This window comes from Symbiopectobacterium purcellii (assembly GCF_052050035.1).
Lineage (GTDB): Bacteria > Pseudomonadota > Gammaproteobacteria > Enterobacterales > Enterobacteriaceae > Symbiopectobacterium > Symbiopectobacterium purcellii_A.
On sequence record NZ_CP189882.1, the window covers coordinates 1,158,977 to 1,171,748 of the forward strand.

Annotated in this window: 21 protein-coding genes; 12 read left to right on the forward strand and 9 right to left on the reverse strand. The window is 47.5% G+C overall.

The genetic code is table 11. The features are described 5' to 3' along the window. Positions 1-3 precede the first annotated feature (3 nt). Complete coding sequence (locus ACQGXV_RS08895; protein ID WP_440866190.1) at positions 4-531, forward strand: gluconokinase; 528 nt, start codon at positions 4-6, stop codon at positions 529-531. 50 nt (positions 532-581) lie between these two features. On the opposite strand, the gene glpK is transcribed toward ACQGXV_RS08895, so the two are convergent. Both glpK and ACQGXV_RS08905 read right to left on the reverse strand, forming a co-directional pair. After that, positions 582-2,090, reverse strand: a complete 1,509-nt coding sequence (gene glpK / locus ACQGXV_RS08900; protein ID WP_440866191.1) for a glycerol kinase GlpK — start codon at positions 2,088-2,090, stop codon at positions 582-584. A gap of 53 nt (positions 2,091-2,143) precedes the next feature. Further along, complete coding sequence (locus ACQGXV_RS08905; protein WP_222159136.1) at positions 2,144-2,983, reverse strand: MIP/aquaporin family protein; 840 nt, start codon at positions 2,981-2,983, stop codon at positions 2,144-2,146. A gap of 527 nt (positions 2,984-3,510) precedes the next feature. On the opposite strand from ACQGXV_RS08905, the gene zapB reads away from it, so the two are divergent. After that, positions 3,511-3,750 carry a septal ring assembly protein ZapB gene (gene zapB / locus ACQGXV_RS08910; protein ID WP_222159137.1) on the forward strand — a complete coding sequence of 80 codons (240 nt, stop codon included), beginning with the start codon at positions 3,511-3,513 and terminating at the stop codon, positions 3,748-3,750. A gap of 65 nt (positions 3,751-3,815) precedes the next feature. On the opposite strand, the gene rraA is transcribed toward zapB, so the two are convergent. Next, positions 3,816-4,301, reverse strand: a complete 486-nt coding sequence (gene rraA / locus ACQGXV_RS08915) for a ribonuclease E activity regulator RraA (protein ID WP_440866192.1) — start codon at positions 4,299-4,301, stop codon at positions 3,816-3,818. 130 nt (positions 4,302-4,431) lie between these two features. Between rraA and ACQGXV_RS08920 the strand changes: the two genes are divergently transcribed. Beyond that, entirely contained in the window at positions 4,432-4,563 is a 132-nt protein-coding gene (locus ACQGXV_RS08920; protein ID WP_440863424.1) for a helix-turn-helix domain-containing protein, read from the forward strand. Between the two features lie 19 nt (positions 4,564-4,582). Here the strand turns inward: ACQGXV_RS08920 and ACQGXV_RS08925 are convergent, their stop codons facing one another. Further along, positions 4,583-5,116, reverse strand: coding sequence for an IS630 family transposase (locus tag ACQGXV_RS08925; protein WP_440862665.1), 534 nt, complete (start codon positions 5,114-5,116; stop codon positions 4,583-4,585). Then, positions 5,040-5,405: an IS630 transposase-related protein gene (locus ACQGXV_RS08930; RefSeq protein WP_440862584.1), complete on the reverse strand. Its 366-nt coding sequence runs from the start codon at positions 5,403-5,405 to the stop codon at positions 5,040-5,042. The genes ACQGXV_RS08925 and ACQGXV_RS08930 overlap by 77 nt, the downstream gene beginning before the upstream one ends. Positions 5,406-5,439: 34 nt before the next feature. On the opposite strand from ACQGXV_RS08930, the gene ACQGXV_RS08935 reads away from it, so the two are divergent. Further along, positions 5,440-5,679: an IS630 transposase-related protein gene (locus tag ACQGXV_RS08935; protein WP_440867346.1), complete on the forward strand. Its 240-nt coding sequence runs from the start codon at positions 5,440-5,442 to the stop codon at positions 5,677-5,679. Beyond that, positions 5,603-6,136 carry an IS630 family transposase gene (locus tag ACQGXV_RS08940; protein WP_440862665.1) on the forward strand — a complete coding sequence of 178 codons (534 nt, stop codon included), beginning with the start codon at positions 5,603-5,605 and terminating at the stop codon, positions 6,134-6,136. The genes ACQGXV_RS08935 and ACQGXV_RS08940 overlap by 77 nt, the downstream gene beginning before the upstream one ends. 352 nt (positions 6,137-6,488) lie before the next feature. Here the strand turns inward: ACQGXV_RS08940 and ACQGXV_RS08945 are convergent, their stop codons facing one another. From ACQGXV_RS08945 to ACQGXV_RS08960, 4 genes are all read right to left on the reverse strand, one after another. Next, positions 6,489-7,082: a tyrosine-type recombinase/integrase gene (locus ACQGXV_RS08945; protein ID WP_440866193.1), complete on the reverse strand. Its 594-nt coding sequence runs from the start codon at positions 7,080-7,082 to the stop codon at positions 6,489-6,491. Continuing rightward, on the reverse strand, positions 7,004-8,215 hold the full coding sequence (locus tag ACQGXV_RS08950) for an IS256 family transposase (protein ID WP_440866194.1): 1,212 nt from the start codon (positions 8,213-8,215) through the stop codon (positions 7,004-7,006). The genes ACQGXV_RS08945 and ACQGXV_RS08950 overlap by 79 nt, the downstream gene beginning before the upstream one ends. Before the next feature lie 62 nt (positions 8,216-8,277). Further along, entirely contained in the window at positions 8,278-8,784 is a 507-nt protein-coding gene (locus ACQGXV_RS08955) for a phage integrase (protein WP_440866195.1), read from the reverse strand. Between the two features lie 123 nt (positions 8,785-8,907). Next, complete coding sequence (locus tag ACQGXV_RS08960; protein ID WP_440866196.1) at positions 8,908-9,183, reverse strand: helix-turn-helix domain-containing protein; 276 nt, start codon at positions 9,181-9,183, stop codon at positions 8,908-8,910. A gap of 109 nt (positions 9,184-9,292) precedes the next feature. Between ACQGXV_RS08960 and ACQGXV_RS08965 the strand changes: the two genes are divergently transcribed. The 7 genes from ACQGXV_RS08965 (at position 9,293) to ACQGXV_RS08995 (ending at position 12,662) form a co-directional block, all read left to right on the forward strand. Further along, positions 9,293-9,667, forward strand: coding sequence for a hypothetical protein (locus ACQGXV_RS08965; protein WP_440866197.1), 375 nt, complete (start codon positions 9,293-9,295; stop codon positions 9,665-9,667). Between the two features lie 177 nt (positions 9,668-9,844). Next, positions 9,845-10,117 (forward strand): hypothetical protein, encoded by a 273-nt coding sequence (locus ACQGXV_RS08970; RefSeq protein WP_440866198.1) that lies wholly within the window; start codon positions 9,845-9,847, stop codon positions 10,115-10,117. 81 nt (positions 10,118-10,198) lie between these two features. Continuing rightward, on the forward strand, positions 10,199-10,387 hold the full coding sequence (locus tag ACQGXV_RS08975; RefSeq protein ID WP_440863380.1) for a DUF4761 domain-containing protein: 189 nt from the start codon (positions 10,199-10,201) through the stop codon (positions 10,385-10,387). Between the two features lie 227 nt (positions 10,388-10,614). Continuing rightward, on the forward strand, positions 10,615-10,956 hold the full coding sequence (locus ACQGXV_RS08980) for a DUF5347 family protein (protein WP_440866199.1): 342 nt from the start codon (positions 10,615-10,617) through the stop codon (positions 10,954-10,956). Between the two features lie 64 nt (positions 10,957-11,020). Beyond that, positions 11,021-11,254, forward strand: coding sequence for a DUF2732 family protein (locus ACQGXV_RS08985; protein ID WP_440866200.1), 234 nt, complete (start codon positions 11,021-11,023; stop codon positions 11,252-11,254). After that, entirely contained in the window at positions 11,251-11,814 is a 564-nt protein-coding gene (locus tag ACQGXV_RS08990; protein ID WP_440866201.1) for a 3'-5' exonuclease, read from the forward strand. The genes ACQGXV_RS08985 and ACQGXV_RS08990 overlap by 4 nt, the downstream gene beginning before the upstream one ends. Continuing rightward, positions 11,811-12,662, forward strand: a complete 852-nt coding sequence (locus ACQGXV_RS08995) for a DNA adenine methylase (protein WP_440866202.1) — start codon at positions 11,811-11,813, stop codon at positions 12,660-12,662. Before ACQGXV_RS08990 ends, ACQGXV_RS08995 begins: the two co-directional genes overlap by 4 nt. The last annotated feature ends 110 nt before the right edge of the window (positions 12,663-12,772 follow it).

Consider the following 12,772-nt stretch of genomic DNA (forward strand, 5'->3'; position numbering starts at 1 on the left):
GTTATGGCAGGACAATGCGTGGTGATCATGGGCGTATCCAGCACGGGAAAATCGAGCGTGGGTGCGCGTTTGGCACAGCGGTTAGGGGCCAAGTTCATCGATGGTGACGATTTGCATCCGCGTCACAATATACTCAAGATGTCGCAAGGGCAGGCGCTGAATGATGATGACCGTGAGCCTTGGCTCGAGCGGTTAAACGATGTGATCTTTAGCCTGCAACAAAAGAATGAGACAGGTATTTTGGTCTGCTCATCGCTGAAAAAGCGCTACCGCGATCGGCTTAGAAAGGATAATCACGGCATCACCTTTCTTTGGCTGACAGGCGATTACGCGCTGGTGCTAGCACGTATGCAGCAGCGCGAAGTCCATTTCATGCAGGAAAGTTTGCTCAAAAGCCAGTTTATGGCGCTGGAAACGCCACTGGCGGACGAAACGGATGTGGTAGCGGTCGATATTGCCCCACCCGTCGACGGCGTGGTACAGCGCTGCATCAATGCGCTGACGCCTGAGCGATTACCCGTTGCCGGTTAATAAAAAAGGGCGCAGCTACCGCTGCGCCCTTTTTGTTTTCCCTACGGGAATTATTCGTGATGTTCCCACGCTTGAGCACGCGCCACGGCTTTCTTCCAGCCGCTGTAACGATAGTTACGCTCCACGGTTTCAATGCTGGGGCGGAATTCACGTTCAATCGTTGCCTTGCTCTTCACTTCATCCAAATCATTCCAGAAGCCAGTAGCCAGACCTGCCAGGAACGCGGCACCCAGTGCGGTAGATTCGCGCATTTCAGGGCGTTCTACGCGGGTGCCGAGGATATCGGACTGGAACTGCATCAGGAAGTTGTTAGCAACGGCACCGCCATCAACGCGCAGTGATTGCAGACGTGTGCCTGAATCCGCCTGCATCGCATCCAGCACGTCACGCGTTTGATAAGCAATGGATTCCAACGTAGCACGGATGATGTGGTTGGAATTCACGCCGCGCGTCAGACCGAAGATGGCACCACGGGCATAAGGGTCCCAATAAGGTGCGCCCAGTCCGGTAAAGGCCGGGACAACGTAGACACCGTTAGAATCTTTCACCTTGGTGGCGAAATATTCGGAGTCCATGGATTCACCGATCAGTTTCAGCTCATCACGCAGCCATTGGATAGAGGCACCGCCCACGAATACAGAACCTTCCAGCGCGTAGTTCACTTCGCCACGCGGGCCGCAAGCGATGGTGGTCAGCAGGCCATGCTGGGATTTCACCGGCTCTTTGCCCGTGTTCATCAGCAGGAAGCAGCCTGTACCGTAGGTATTTTTCGCCATGCCCGGCTGAACGCAAAGCTGGCCGTACAGTGCAGCTTGCTGGTCACCGGCGATACCTGCGATAGGAATACGCGTGCCGCCTTTACCGCCAATGTTGGTTTGACCATAGACTTCGGAAGAAGGACGCACTTGCGGCAGCATAATACGCGGGATATCCAGCGCTTCCAGCATGCGGTCGTCCCAGTCCAACGTCTTGATGTTGAACAGCATGGTACGTGAGGCGTTGGTGTAATCGGTCACGTGTACGCGACCCTGGGTCATTTTCCAAATCAGCCAGGTATCAATGGTGCCGAACAGCAGTTCGCCACGTTTGGCGCGCTCGCGTGCCCCTTCCACGTTGTCAAGAATCCACTTCACCTTGGTGCCGGAGAAGTAAGGGTCAACCACCAGGCCCGTGTTGGTACGGATATAATCTTCCAGGCCTTGTTTTTTCAGGGTTTCACAAATATCAGCGGTACGACGGCATTGCCATACGATAGCGTTGTAAATCGGTTTGCCTGTCTCTTTTTCCCACACCACCGTGGTTTCACGCTGGTTGGTGATACCAATACCGGCGACTTCATCGGAGCTGATATCGGCTTTGGCCAGCACTTCAACCAGGGTAGCGCTTTGCGTTGCCCAGATTTCCATCGGGTCGTGTTCAACCCAGCCCGCTTTGGGGTAAATCTGGGTGAATTCGCGCTGGGAGATGGCGATGATGTTGGCATCATGATCGAGTATGACGGCGCGGGAGCTGGTAGTACCCTGATCCAGCGCGACAATGTATTTTTTTTCCGGTGTCATAGGTTCTAATCCTGTTGTGTAGCGGGTAAAAAAGCGTATGCCGTGGGCGTCGCTTAGCGTGCTTCAGTGCGCTGCGTTTCTTTGTCTTCTACTTCGCAGACATCGCAAGGCAAGTTACGGCCGATCAGAGCGCGGTAGCCGAAGGCACCCAAACATGCCCCAACGATCGGTCCGAAAATCGGCACGAGGAAATAAGGAATATCACGCGCGCCGGTGAAGGCCACTTGTCCCCAGCCTGCCAGATAGGCGAACAGTTTTGGACCGAAGTCGCGTGCTGGGTTTAACGCAAACCCGGTCAACGGCCCCATAGAGGCACCGATTACTGCGATCAGGATACCGATCAGCAGCGGCGCTAACGGACCGCGTGGCACGCCGTTGCCATCGTCGGTGAGCGCCAGGATCAAACACATCAGTACGGCGGTGATAACCATTTCCACCACGAAGGCCTGGAATACGGAAATCTGCGGATGCGGATAGGTTGAGAACGTGCCCGCCAGATTTAAACTTTCCACACTACCGCGCACGATGTTGTGAGTCTGTTCAAAATCTGCGAACAAATTGTGATAAAGGCCATACACCAACGCGGCAGAGCAGAAGGCACCCGCCACCTGTGCAATGATGTAAGGAACCACTTTGCGTCCGTCAAAGCAGGCGAACAGCCACAGGGCGATAGTGACCGCCGGGTTGAGGTGGGCACCGGAAATAGCCGCGGTCAGGTAGACCGCCATGGCGACGCCTAAACCCCAGACGGCGCTGATTTCCCATTGACCAAAGCTGGCACCGGCAAGTTTTAACGCTGCCACGCAACCCACTCCAAAGAAGATTAGCAGACCGGTGCCGAGAAACTCGGCGATACATTGGCCTTTTAAGGTTGGCACTCTTGATTGACTCATAATGGTTTCCTGTTTACGGGGCTACAGAGTAATGTTCAGGCCGCTGACATAGAGCGACCCTGTATAAATGTGTGGACGATGTGAATTTATCGTTAATGTTAGAAAACGAGAAATATCGAAATCAAAATGTGTGTTGTTCGTCATAAAAATGAGCGTATTCGCCTATCAAAGCGCCACTGTACGGTTACTTACGCCCGTTTCATGTTAATGACGGCGTTAACGTTGTTAACATGAGCGCGGGTGGGCAGAAAGGTAGCGTGCAAATTATGATACAAGCAAGCACGTAATTTCAGTTTGCACTGATTGTGGTGGCAAAAAAACGATCAAGACTCCCATCAGAGTGGATGCCTGCTAGACAGCGCCCTGACAGCCCCATACAATTTACCGATACACTGAACGAAAGAGACGTGCTGGTGGAGTGCCATCCTTAACGCAAGCGTGATAGCGAGCGTATGTGAAACGGGATTGGCATGGGAAGGGGAGATAGTACGCCTCATTGGTGCCTTGCGATTAAAAGGGGTTAAAGAATGTCATTTGAAGTGTTTGAGAAACTGGAAGCCAAAGTTCAGCAGGCGATTGATACCATTACATTATTGCAAATGGAAATCGAAGAGCTGAAAGAAAAGAACGGTCAGTTGAGCCAGGAAGTACAGCAGGCCGCTGAATCCCGTGAAACCCTGGTGCGTGAAAACGAACACTTGAAAGAAGAACAGGTTGTCTGGCAGGAACGCCTGCGCGCGCTGCTGGGCAAGATGGAAGAAGTCTAAGCGAGAAACGCAAAAGTCAAAAAAGGGCGCATTGCGCCCTTTTTTATTAATACGCGCTTGCCGAACTATTCGATATCCAGCGGATCTTCCGACAGGATAATGCCGGTATTATCGGCATACAGATGATCGCCGGAGAAGAAGGTCACGCCGCCGAAATTGACGCGAATATCGCTTTCGCCAACCCCTTCACTGGCGGCACCCACTGGAATGGCGGCCATGGCCTGAATGCCGATATCCAACTCTTCCAGATCGTCCACCTGGCGCACCGCACCGTAGACGACAATGCCTTCCCAGGCGCTTTGTGTTGCCAGACGGGCCAATTCGGCATCGATCAAGGCACGACGCAAAGAACCGCCGCCATCCACCAGAAGTACACGGCCTACGCCGCTCTCTTCCAGCACATCGTAGAGGATGCCGTTATCCTCAAAGCATTTCACCGTGGTGATTTTGCCACCAAAGGAAGTGCGTCCTCCAAAGTTGGAAAACAGAGGTTCAACAACGTTCACCTCTTCGTGATAGATATCGCACAGCTCGGAAGTATCGTATTTCATCGGATTAACGTCAGTTTGCCGCCGGGATCCTGAGTATATCCCTTAAAGGCAAGTGTTGGCAAAATCATCAAATGTTAACTTGATGCGTATCAGTATAGCTAAACGACTTAATTTTGATTACATTATTTAAATGAGCTATTCAATTGATTTTAGACGTAAAGTGATATCTACACGGAAAAACGAAGGGTTGAGTATCCGAGAAACAGCGAAGCAATTTCGGATTGGCCCTGCCTCTGTATCGCGTTGGATTAATCAAATATAGCCAAGCGACTTAATTTTGATTACACCATATGGACTGAGAACAAACTCTCTGTATCGCAACCCATCTCTCTTTTTTTGCTTTTTGCTTGTGCCCATTTATGCTCAATTGGGTTAAGATCTGGCGAATATGTAGGCAAATACTCCACCATATACCCTGCATCGATGATGACTTGTTGAATATTATGTTTTTTGTGAAAAGTGGCATTGTCCATCATGATTACACTGTTTTTAGGGAGTACTGGGATAAGGACTTGTGTGACCCAGGCATAGAAAACATCGCTGTTAATATTGATATCAAATAATCCGATAGCAAACAGCGTTGTGCCTAATAAAGCGCCGATAACATTTGTTCTTCCCCTAGCTCCCCAGTTCTTCAGGCCAAAACACCGTTGACCTTTTGGGGAATAGCCGTGAGTCCGTGGGGCATCGTGTGAAAAACCACTTTCATCAATAAAAACAATAGGTTTACCTTCTTTTTCATACTGTTGTTTTTTTTGTTGAAATCCCTGCCGGGCGTTTTCGTCGGCTTTCGGATGACGTAGAGTTTTTTTTATAGGTCAATCCCAGCTTTTTAAGCGCTTGCCAAATGGCCTTCTGACAAACGCCAAAACGCTCTGCACGTTCTTTTTGGTAAGCATCTGGATATTGTTCAACATCTTTTATCAACTCGGATTTATCGATCTTTCGCTGACGCGTGGTCGATGCTTTTGACTCTATTTGATTAATCCAACGCGATACAGAGGCAGGGCCAATCCGAAATTGCTTCGCTGTTTCTCGGATACTCAACCCTTCGTTTTTCCGTGTAGATATCACTTTACGTCTAAAATCAATTGAATAGCTCATTTAAATAATGTAATCAAAATTAAGTCGTTTAGCTATAGAGTCAAAAGCATCGACCACGCGTCAGCGAAAGATCGATAAATCCGAGTTGATAAAAGATGTTGAACAATATCCAGATGCTTACCAAAAAGAACGTGCAGAGCGTTTTGGCGTTTGTCAGAAGGCCATTTGGCAAGCGCTTAAAAAGCTGGGATTGACCTATAAAAAAAACTCTACGTCATCCGAAAGCCGACGAAAACGCCCGGCAGGGATTTCAACAAAAAAAACAACAGTATGAAAAAGAAGGTAAACCTATTGTTTTTATTGATGAAAGTGGTTTTTCACACGATGCCCCACGGACTCACGGCTATTCCCCAAAAGGTCAACGGTGTTTTGGCCTGAAGAACTGGGGAGCTAGGGGAAGAACAAATGTTATCGGCGCTTTATTAGGCACAACGCTGTTTGCTATCGGATTATTTGATATCAATATTAACAGCGATGTTTTCTATGCCTGGGTCACACAAGTCCTTATCCCAGTACTCCCTAAAAACAGTGTAATCATGATGGACAATGCCACTTTTCACAAAAAACATAATATTCAACAAGTCATCATCGATGCAGGGTATATGGTGGAGTATTTGCCTACATATTCGCCAGATCTTAACCCAATTGAGCATAAATGGGCACAAGCAAAAAGCAAAAAAAGAGAGATGGGTTGCGATACAGAGAGTTTGTTCTCAGTCCATATGGTGTAATCAAAATTAAGTCGCTTGGCTATAATGGAAGCGTTTTCGGACGCAAGCTGTCCAGCCAGGCTTTGGTTTTGCTGCTTTGGGTTGATAAGGTCATGATACGTGTCGTTTTTTCAATGCAATGTCTGTCGCATGAATGTGTGAATGAAAATTCCAGTCCATGAGCGCTGGCCAGAAACGCAGATGGGAGGCATCAGCCTCTCGATGATTATGTTTAAAATCAGTAAATTGATTTTATTACAATACATTGCTCTGTAATTGAAGGCAATCTAAATCCAACAAAACCGATGTGTTTGGGCCATTTTGTGGACGTTTTTTTTACGCTCACCACGGCTATTTTTATTGTAGTTTGTTATCACGTTATTTTCATCAGTGGGTTAAATTTTACTGCGTCGTTTAGATAATCAGGGGCAAAATGAGCATATACCATGGTTTGTTCTATTTGGCTGTGACCTAGGATTTTCTGTAGCGCTAGGATATTACCTCCGTTCATCATAAAGTGACTGGCGAATGTATGTCGAAGTACGTGAGTCCCTTGGCCATCAGGCAGATGCGGGGCAACATTTTTTATAGTTCTGCGTACTTCTTGGTAGTTTGCGTTTGGGAACAGGACATGTCTGCGGTCTTTTGTAATTTCTTTTGCCATTTCTGGAGATATTGGTACGGTGCGATTAGTTCCATTCTTAGTGCGGATGAATGTAACTTTTTCGTGAATTACACGATCTGCGGTCATTGACGCGGACTCGCTCCAGCGTGCCCCCGTAGCTAGGCATAGCTTTGTGACCCGTTGATTATCTCCTTCAAGACGAGATAACAGATCTGCAATTTCACTTGAGTCTGTAAAGAATTTTGTGTAAATGGCTCCATTGCTTAACCGGAGATTCGTTCTCCATACATCAACATGAATTGGCTCATAGCAGGTTTCCAGTCTCTGATTGGCAAGGTCCATTTAGCAGAGATATTATGCAAGGCTAGATAGAGTAATTTTATCACCGAGTCATCCGTTGGAAATATTCGTCGCGTTTTCGTTATCTTGCGCAATGAAGCATTTAACGACTCTATCGCGTTGGTGGTGTAGATAACCTTGCGGATCTCCGGCGGAAAGTCAAAAATGACGATGAGACGTTCCCAATTATTTCTCCACGACGGGCTGATCGTCGGGAACTGTTCATCCCATTTGGCCGCGAAGGCATCCAGGGCCTCTTCAGCGCCCTCTAGCGTTGCGGAACTATAGATGGTGCGCAGGTCAGCAGCAACGGCCTTACGCTCTTTCCAGCCGACGTAGCGCAGCGAGTTCCGCACCTGATGCACAATGCAGAGCTGTACCCGCGTATGCGGGTAAACAGCTTCAATGGCATCAGGAAAGCCTTTCAGGCCATCGCAGCAGGCGACGAAGATGTCCTTTAGCCCACGATTTTTCAGTTCTGTCATCACAGATAACCAGAACTTGGCCCCCTCAGTTTTGGCTATCCATAGCCCCAGCAGCTCTTTTTCGCCCTGGCCGTTGACGCCGAGGGCCAGATAAACAGACTTGTTGGCCACGGCTCCGCCGTCCTGGCTTTTGACAACAATACAGTCAAGGTAAACAATGGGATAAAGCGCATCCAGCGGCCGTTGCTGCCAGCGCTTAACTTCATCCATCACAGCATTGGTCACTTGAGAAATGAAGCCAGCGGAAACATCGACCCCGTAGACTTCTTTAAAGTGTGCCTGAATATCACGGGTTGATAACCCTCTGGAATAGAGAGAAATAATGCGGTCATCGAAGCCGTTAAGCTGTTTTTCGTGCTTACCGATCAGTGTCGGCTCGAAGGTACTGTTGCGGTCGCGCGGAATATCGAGCTCGATCTCCCCATTTTGGCTACGTACGCTCTTGGATATCTTGCCATTGCGTGAGTTGCCTGAATGATTACCAGCCGGGTCATGCTTAGCATACCCAAGGTGCATCTCCATCTCAGCTTCAAGAACCCGTTCCGCCAGTCTTTTAGTCAGCACCTTGAGTAGGCCTGATTCACCCAGCAGATCCTGAGGGGAGTGACAATCTTGAAGCAGTTGGTCAATAAGTTCGTTGCTGATAGGCATTTTGTTATCCTTTGAAGGTTTTCCTCAAAATGCCATTTACACAGATTATTTTACAGTCTCTTTCACTTAGGTGCAAAAATCCCATTTCTTTTTTTAACTAGCTTGATTTTTTTCATTCCAGCCAGTGGATTCTCACAGTGGTAATGCCCCAGGGTAATGAGGGTTGAGAAAACATTGCCAAGAAACTCTTGCTCTATGTTAATCGTTTTTGGCTTTATCCCTTGCTCTAGCCTCAGTGCTCTATAGTCAGAGAAAGTAGCAGGGCTAATCTTATCTGCCGTGGTGTGCTTCATTCTTTGATCCAGCGCAATAAGTTTTCGATGCAGTCGAGGGCCATCTCTGAGTAACTGCCCTTTGTGCTTCCACCATAATTCAATTAACACTGACAATGGCCGACGATCTGTGGGTTTATCTAGCCAATCCTTGTTATTCAGTGTTGCAATGGCCCAACGTTCATATTGTTGAGCCTCTGACTTCGTAGAAAATTTTTTGCGAATACGCTTCCCAGTACGTCCTTGGGGGCGAACATCAACCAGCCAGCCGTCGGTTCCTAGTGATTTAATGCTCATGCTTCCTGCTTTTAAAAAAAGTTTCTTTTCATCTTGTTATTGATCATTAGTCATTATCTAACCAATGTGTTTTTTCGCTGCATATGCCGCCGATAGACCATTTCTTCATGATCTTCAAGGCGATCAGCCAGCCTTTTTGATTCTTTGGTTGTTGGATGTTTTGCTGTACCCATCAGGGGAGAGAGATGGAGATATTTGTCCGGATTCTGGAGCTATTTGATCAGACATTAACCACAGCGTGTATTTCATGAATCGTGAGTGGTGGGTTATCTTCGTTAAGGCTGTTCCGCCGGGTTCAAATTTCCCCATTTCATATTTTTCCATGGTACTTGTTGATATTTCAATAAGTTGGCAAAACTCTGCCATGGTTAAACCTTCAGCTTTTCTAATCGCCTTCATTTTTTCACTTAGAGTCATTGACAGTCCGCCTATATAGGAGTTAGGATTATTTAACCTCCTATATCGGAGGTTGTTTAAGCCAATCTAAACCGATCTAAGAGGATAGCGTATGACGGCAACACATAAAAGCACCCCCGTTAGGGCAGCGACATCAAATGCCAGAAATGTGGTGAGATTGCCGGTCTGCGGCGCTCGCGAGCGTGAGGCTATGGAGCTTGCTCTTACCCATCTGATTGAAAAAAAAATCAAGCCTAAAATGAAGCTTAAAGAGTTTGCTGACTTTTACGAAACGACCTTGAAGCGGGTTCAAGACGATGTTGAGGGAGGGTATCTGCCAATGGCACCACGAATGATTCCCAACAGAAGAGAATTACTTCAAGTAAACATGGTGGCTTATTACGCTCTTATGTATCTGGATGGGTTTAACCATCTTGATAAAAGCTCAACCTTTGGAGAAAGAAGGAGGGGAGCTTGCCGCCAATGAGTGATTTCACCCTCGTGCTACTCAGCATGATCCCTGTTGGCTTCATACTCTATGCATTCTTCGACAGAGAGATAGACAGGATCCGGCAGAAACGTGCCGAAGCCATGCGCAAAGCTTATCGGGCGCGCAAAGCAGACGTAGAGCGCCAGGCTCGCCGACGTTTGTAGAGGAAAGACAATGCAGCCGATCTACGCCACATTGATAAACGAACTAATGCAGGGCTATCAAGCCAAGTTGGCAAATCTCCGTGCTGCGACGGCTATAGCCCTTGAGCTACGCCAGTGGTTAATTAACGACTACGCCTACCGTCTGAGTATTGATCTGGAAGATGCATTAGACGATGCCTATACCACCGGAGATATAGCCAGTGCCAAGCAGATTGATAGTGTTATCCGGCTGTTTTACACCGGTCAGGGCATGACAGAGGGCCAGAACCAAAGCGAATATTGATGTGGTAAAGAAAATCTGAATCAAGGGGACTCATAAGAAGGGCAAGAAGTAATAAATCAATAAAATATCGCGAGGGTAGAAATGGAATTAATACAGCTAAATGAGCATATTTCATTCCATCGCGGATTCACGATTTGGAAATTACCGCGAAAAAAACCTTATAAGGTTAGACGTTATCAAATAACACGCGGAAGCGATTATTTAGGGTTGGCTTTTTCTTCACTCGAAGCTCGTAGAATAATTGATGAGATTCTTAATCATGCAAAATGAACCCGTAATTAGCGTTGCGCCTTTTCTCAAATATCAGTCACCCGCACCTAAGCATGGCGTTTACGCAACATGCCGTAATGCTGGGTGGTTTGAACATTCTAACGGGCGTCGTTGCTCACCTAAACCACAGCAAGTTTATTTTCATCCACAAAGCAACAAACCTTACATACCGGAACGCAAGCGCCGCAGTTGGTTTGCGCATCTGATAGGTATTAAGGCGTAGCGCCATGGCTAACACAGAATCCGCCCGCGCCATTGAGATTGGCATAAGCGCCAGGGTTGAGGGGCTAAACCATATTGCAGCGTTACGGGGTAAGTTCTTCCCGGCAAGTGGTGAAAGGGATATGTGTCGCTTTATCGATGATATGCGCGATAAATACGAGCCGGGTTATCAAGATAACATTCGCGTTCTGTCAGCTCTGTTTGATTTGGCTGATATTGATAAGGAACGGCAGCGTTTGAAATTTAATGAACTGACAACTGACGAGAAAGAAAGGCTGATTAAAGCAATGAATAAGCTCAAGGCAGTTGTGAGTTTATTCCCCAAGAATCTAATTTTACCACTGTAATAAATCCGGCGTTTTAAGGCGTAAACCCGCCAGGACTTCTATTACCTGAAAAAAGGAAATCACCATGAGAAATGCAGAAGTTAAACCAATGCGAGTAGCAGATAACAATGCGCTCGTTGGCCTGCTAACCAAAGCGCGTCTGGAAGAAAAAAAAGACCAGCATTTAGCCTTTTCAGTTCGCCTTGCCACCCTGTCTATTCATGCACAGAAAAAAGAGTATTCCTCCGTAGAAATCATTGAACTGCTGCGCAAAGAGTCTGAACGCTTCGAAAACTCGGCACGGGAGATCATCGCATGAACCACGTAATGATTGACCTTGAAACGTTGGGGACAAATCCTAACGCGCCAATTGCTTCCATTGGCGCTGTGTTCTTCGATCCGAACACCGGTGGATTGGGCGAACAATTCTATTGCCACGTCGATTTTGAAAGCGACATGAAGAACGGCGCAGCGCCAGATGGCGACACTATAAAATGGTGGCTGCGTCAATCCGCTGAGGCACGCGCAGAATTAATCAGAGACGATATGTGCCCGATTTGGGCCGCGGTCAGTAAGTTTAGCGACTGGCTGACAGAGAACGCTGAAAGTCTTGACACATTGCAGGTATGGGCAAATAGCCCTTCATTTGATTGCATCATTTTGAAATCAGCATTTGAGCGTACAGATACAGATATTCCATGGAATTATCGGAATGAGCGGGACGTAAGGACAATTAAAGAAGTTGGCTTCGCGTTGGGGGTGGATGTTCGATCATATTTCGGCATACCGCATAACGCCATATATGATGCTATCAATCAGGCTGTATTGGTTTCTGCTATCGTGTTTCGGTTGGCTCAGAATCAAGGCGGTGAATTATGATCCGCCCGTTCCTCAAATGGGCGGGGGGTAAAACCCGCGTCCTGCCTGAGTTACTCCAGCATTTGCCGAAAGGTGATTGCCTTATAGAGCCATTCGTTGGCGGTGCGTCTGCATTCCTGAATACGGATTATCCCCGCTATGTACTGGCTGATATCAATGCTGATTTGATTAATTGTTATCGTGTTGCGACTACTGAAACGGAAGCGTTAATTTCAGTGGCAAAAACTTTATTTCAGCATAGCAACAGCAAAGATGAATATACGGCACGCCGTCGCAGTTTTAACTATCAGCGCAATGCGGGATACGGTACAAACATAGAGCTTGCCGCATTGTTTTTGTATCTGAACAGGCACGGCTATAACGGTATGTGCCGCTATAACAATAATGGGGATTTTAATATCCCATACGGGAAATACAAAAATCCCTATTTTCCTGAACAGGAAATCAGACAGTTTGCGGAAAAAGCCAACGACACTAAAGCTGCTTTTGTCGTGGCAGATTTCCGCAAAACTCTGACAAGCACAGCGATAAACAAAAACAGCGCTATCTATTGCGATCCGCCATACCTGCCTGCCAGTGATACCGCCAATTTCACGCAATATCATCATTCTGCCTTTACGCGTGAACATCACCGCCAACTGGCTAAATACTTAAAGTGTGTGCGTTATGAAACTGACGCAGCAGTGGTTATCTCAAATAGCGACACCCCCGCAACGCGTGAAATTTACCAGCATTACCAATTCCATGAAGTCAGCGTAAGCCGTTCGCTGGGCGCTGCCGTTGCATCGAGGAAAAAGGCCGGGGAAGTGATCGGTGTGCTGAATGTGCGGAGGTTTCGCTATGCGTAAAGCCCCTACAAAAATGCCTGAAGGGCTAACACGGCCTGACTGCGGCTTGGTCATGGGCGATACGACATACAGCTAGATGATTATCACAGTGATGTAAAACCAAAAGGAAT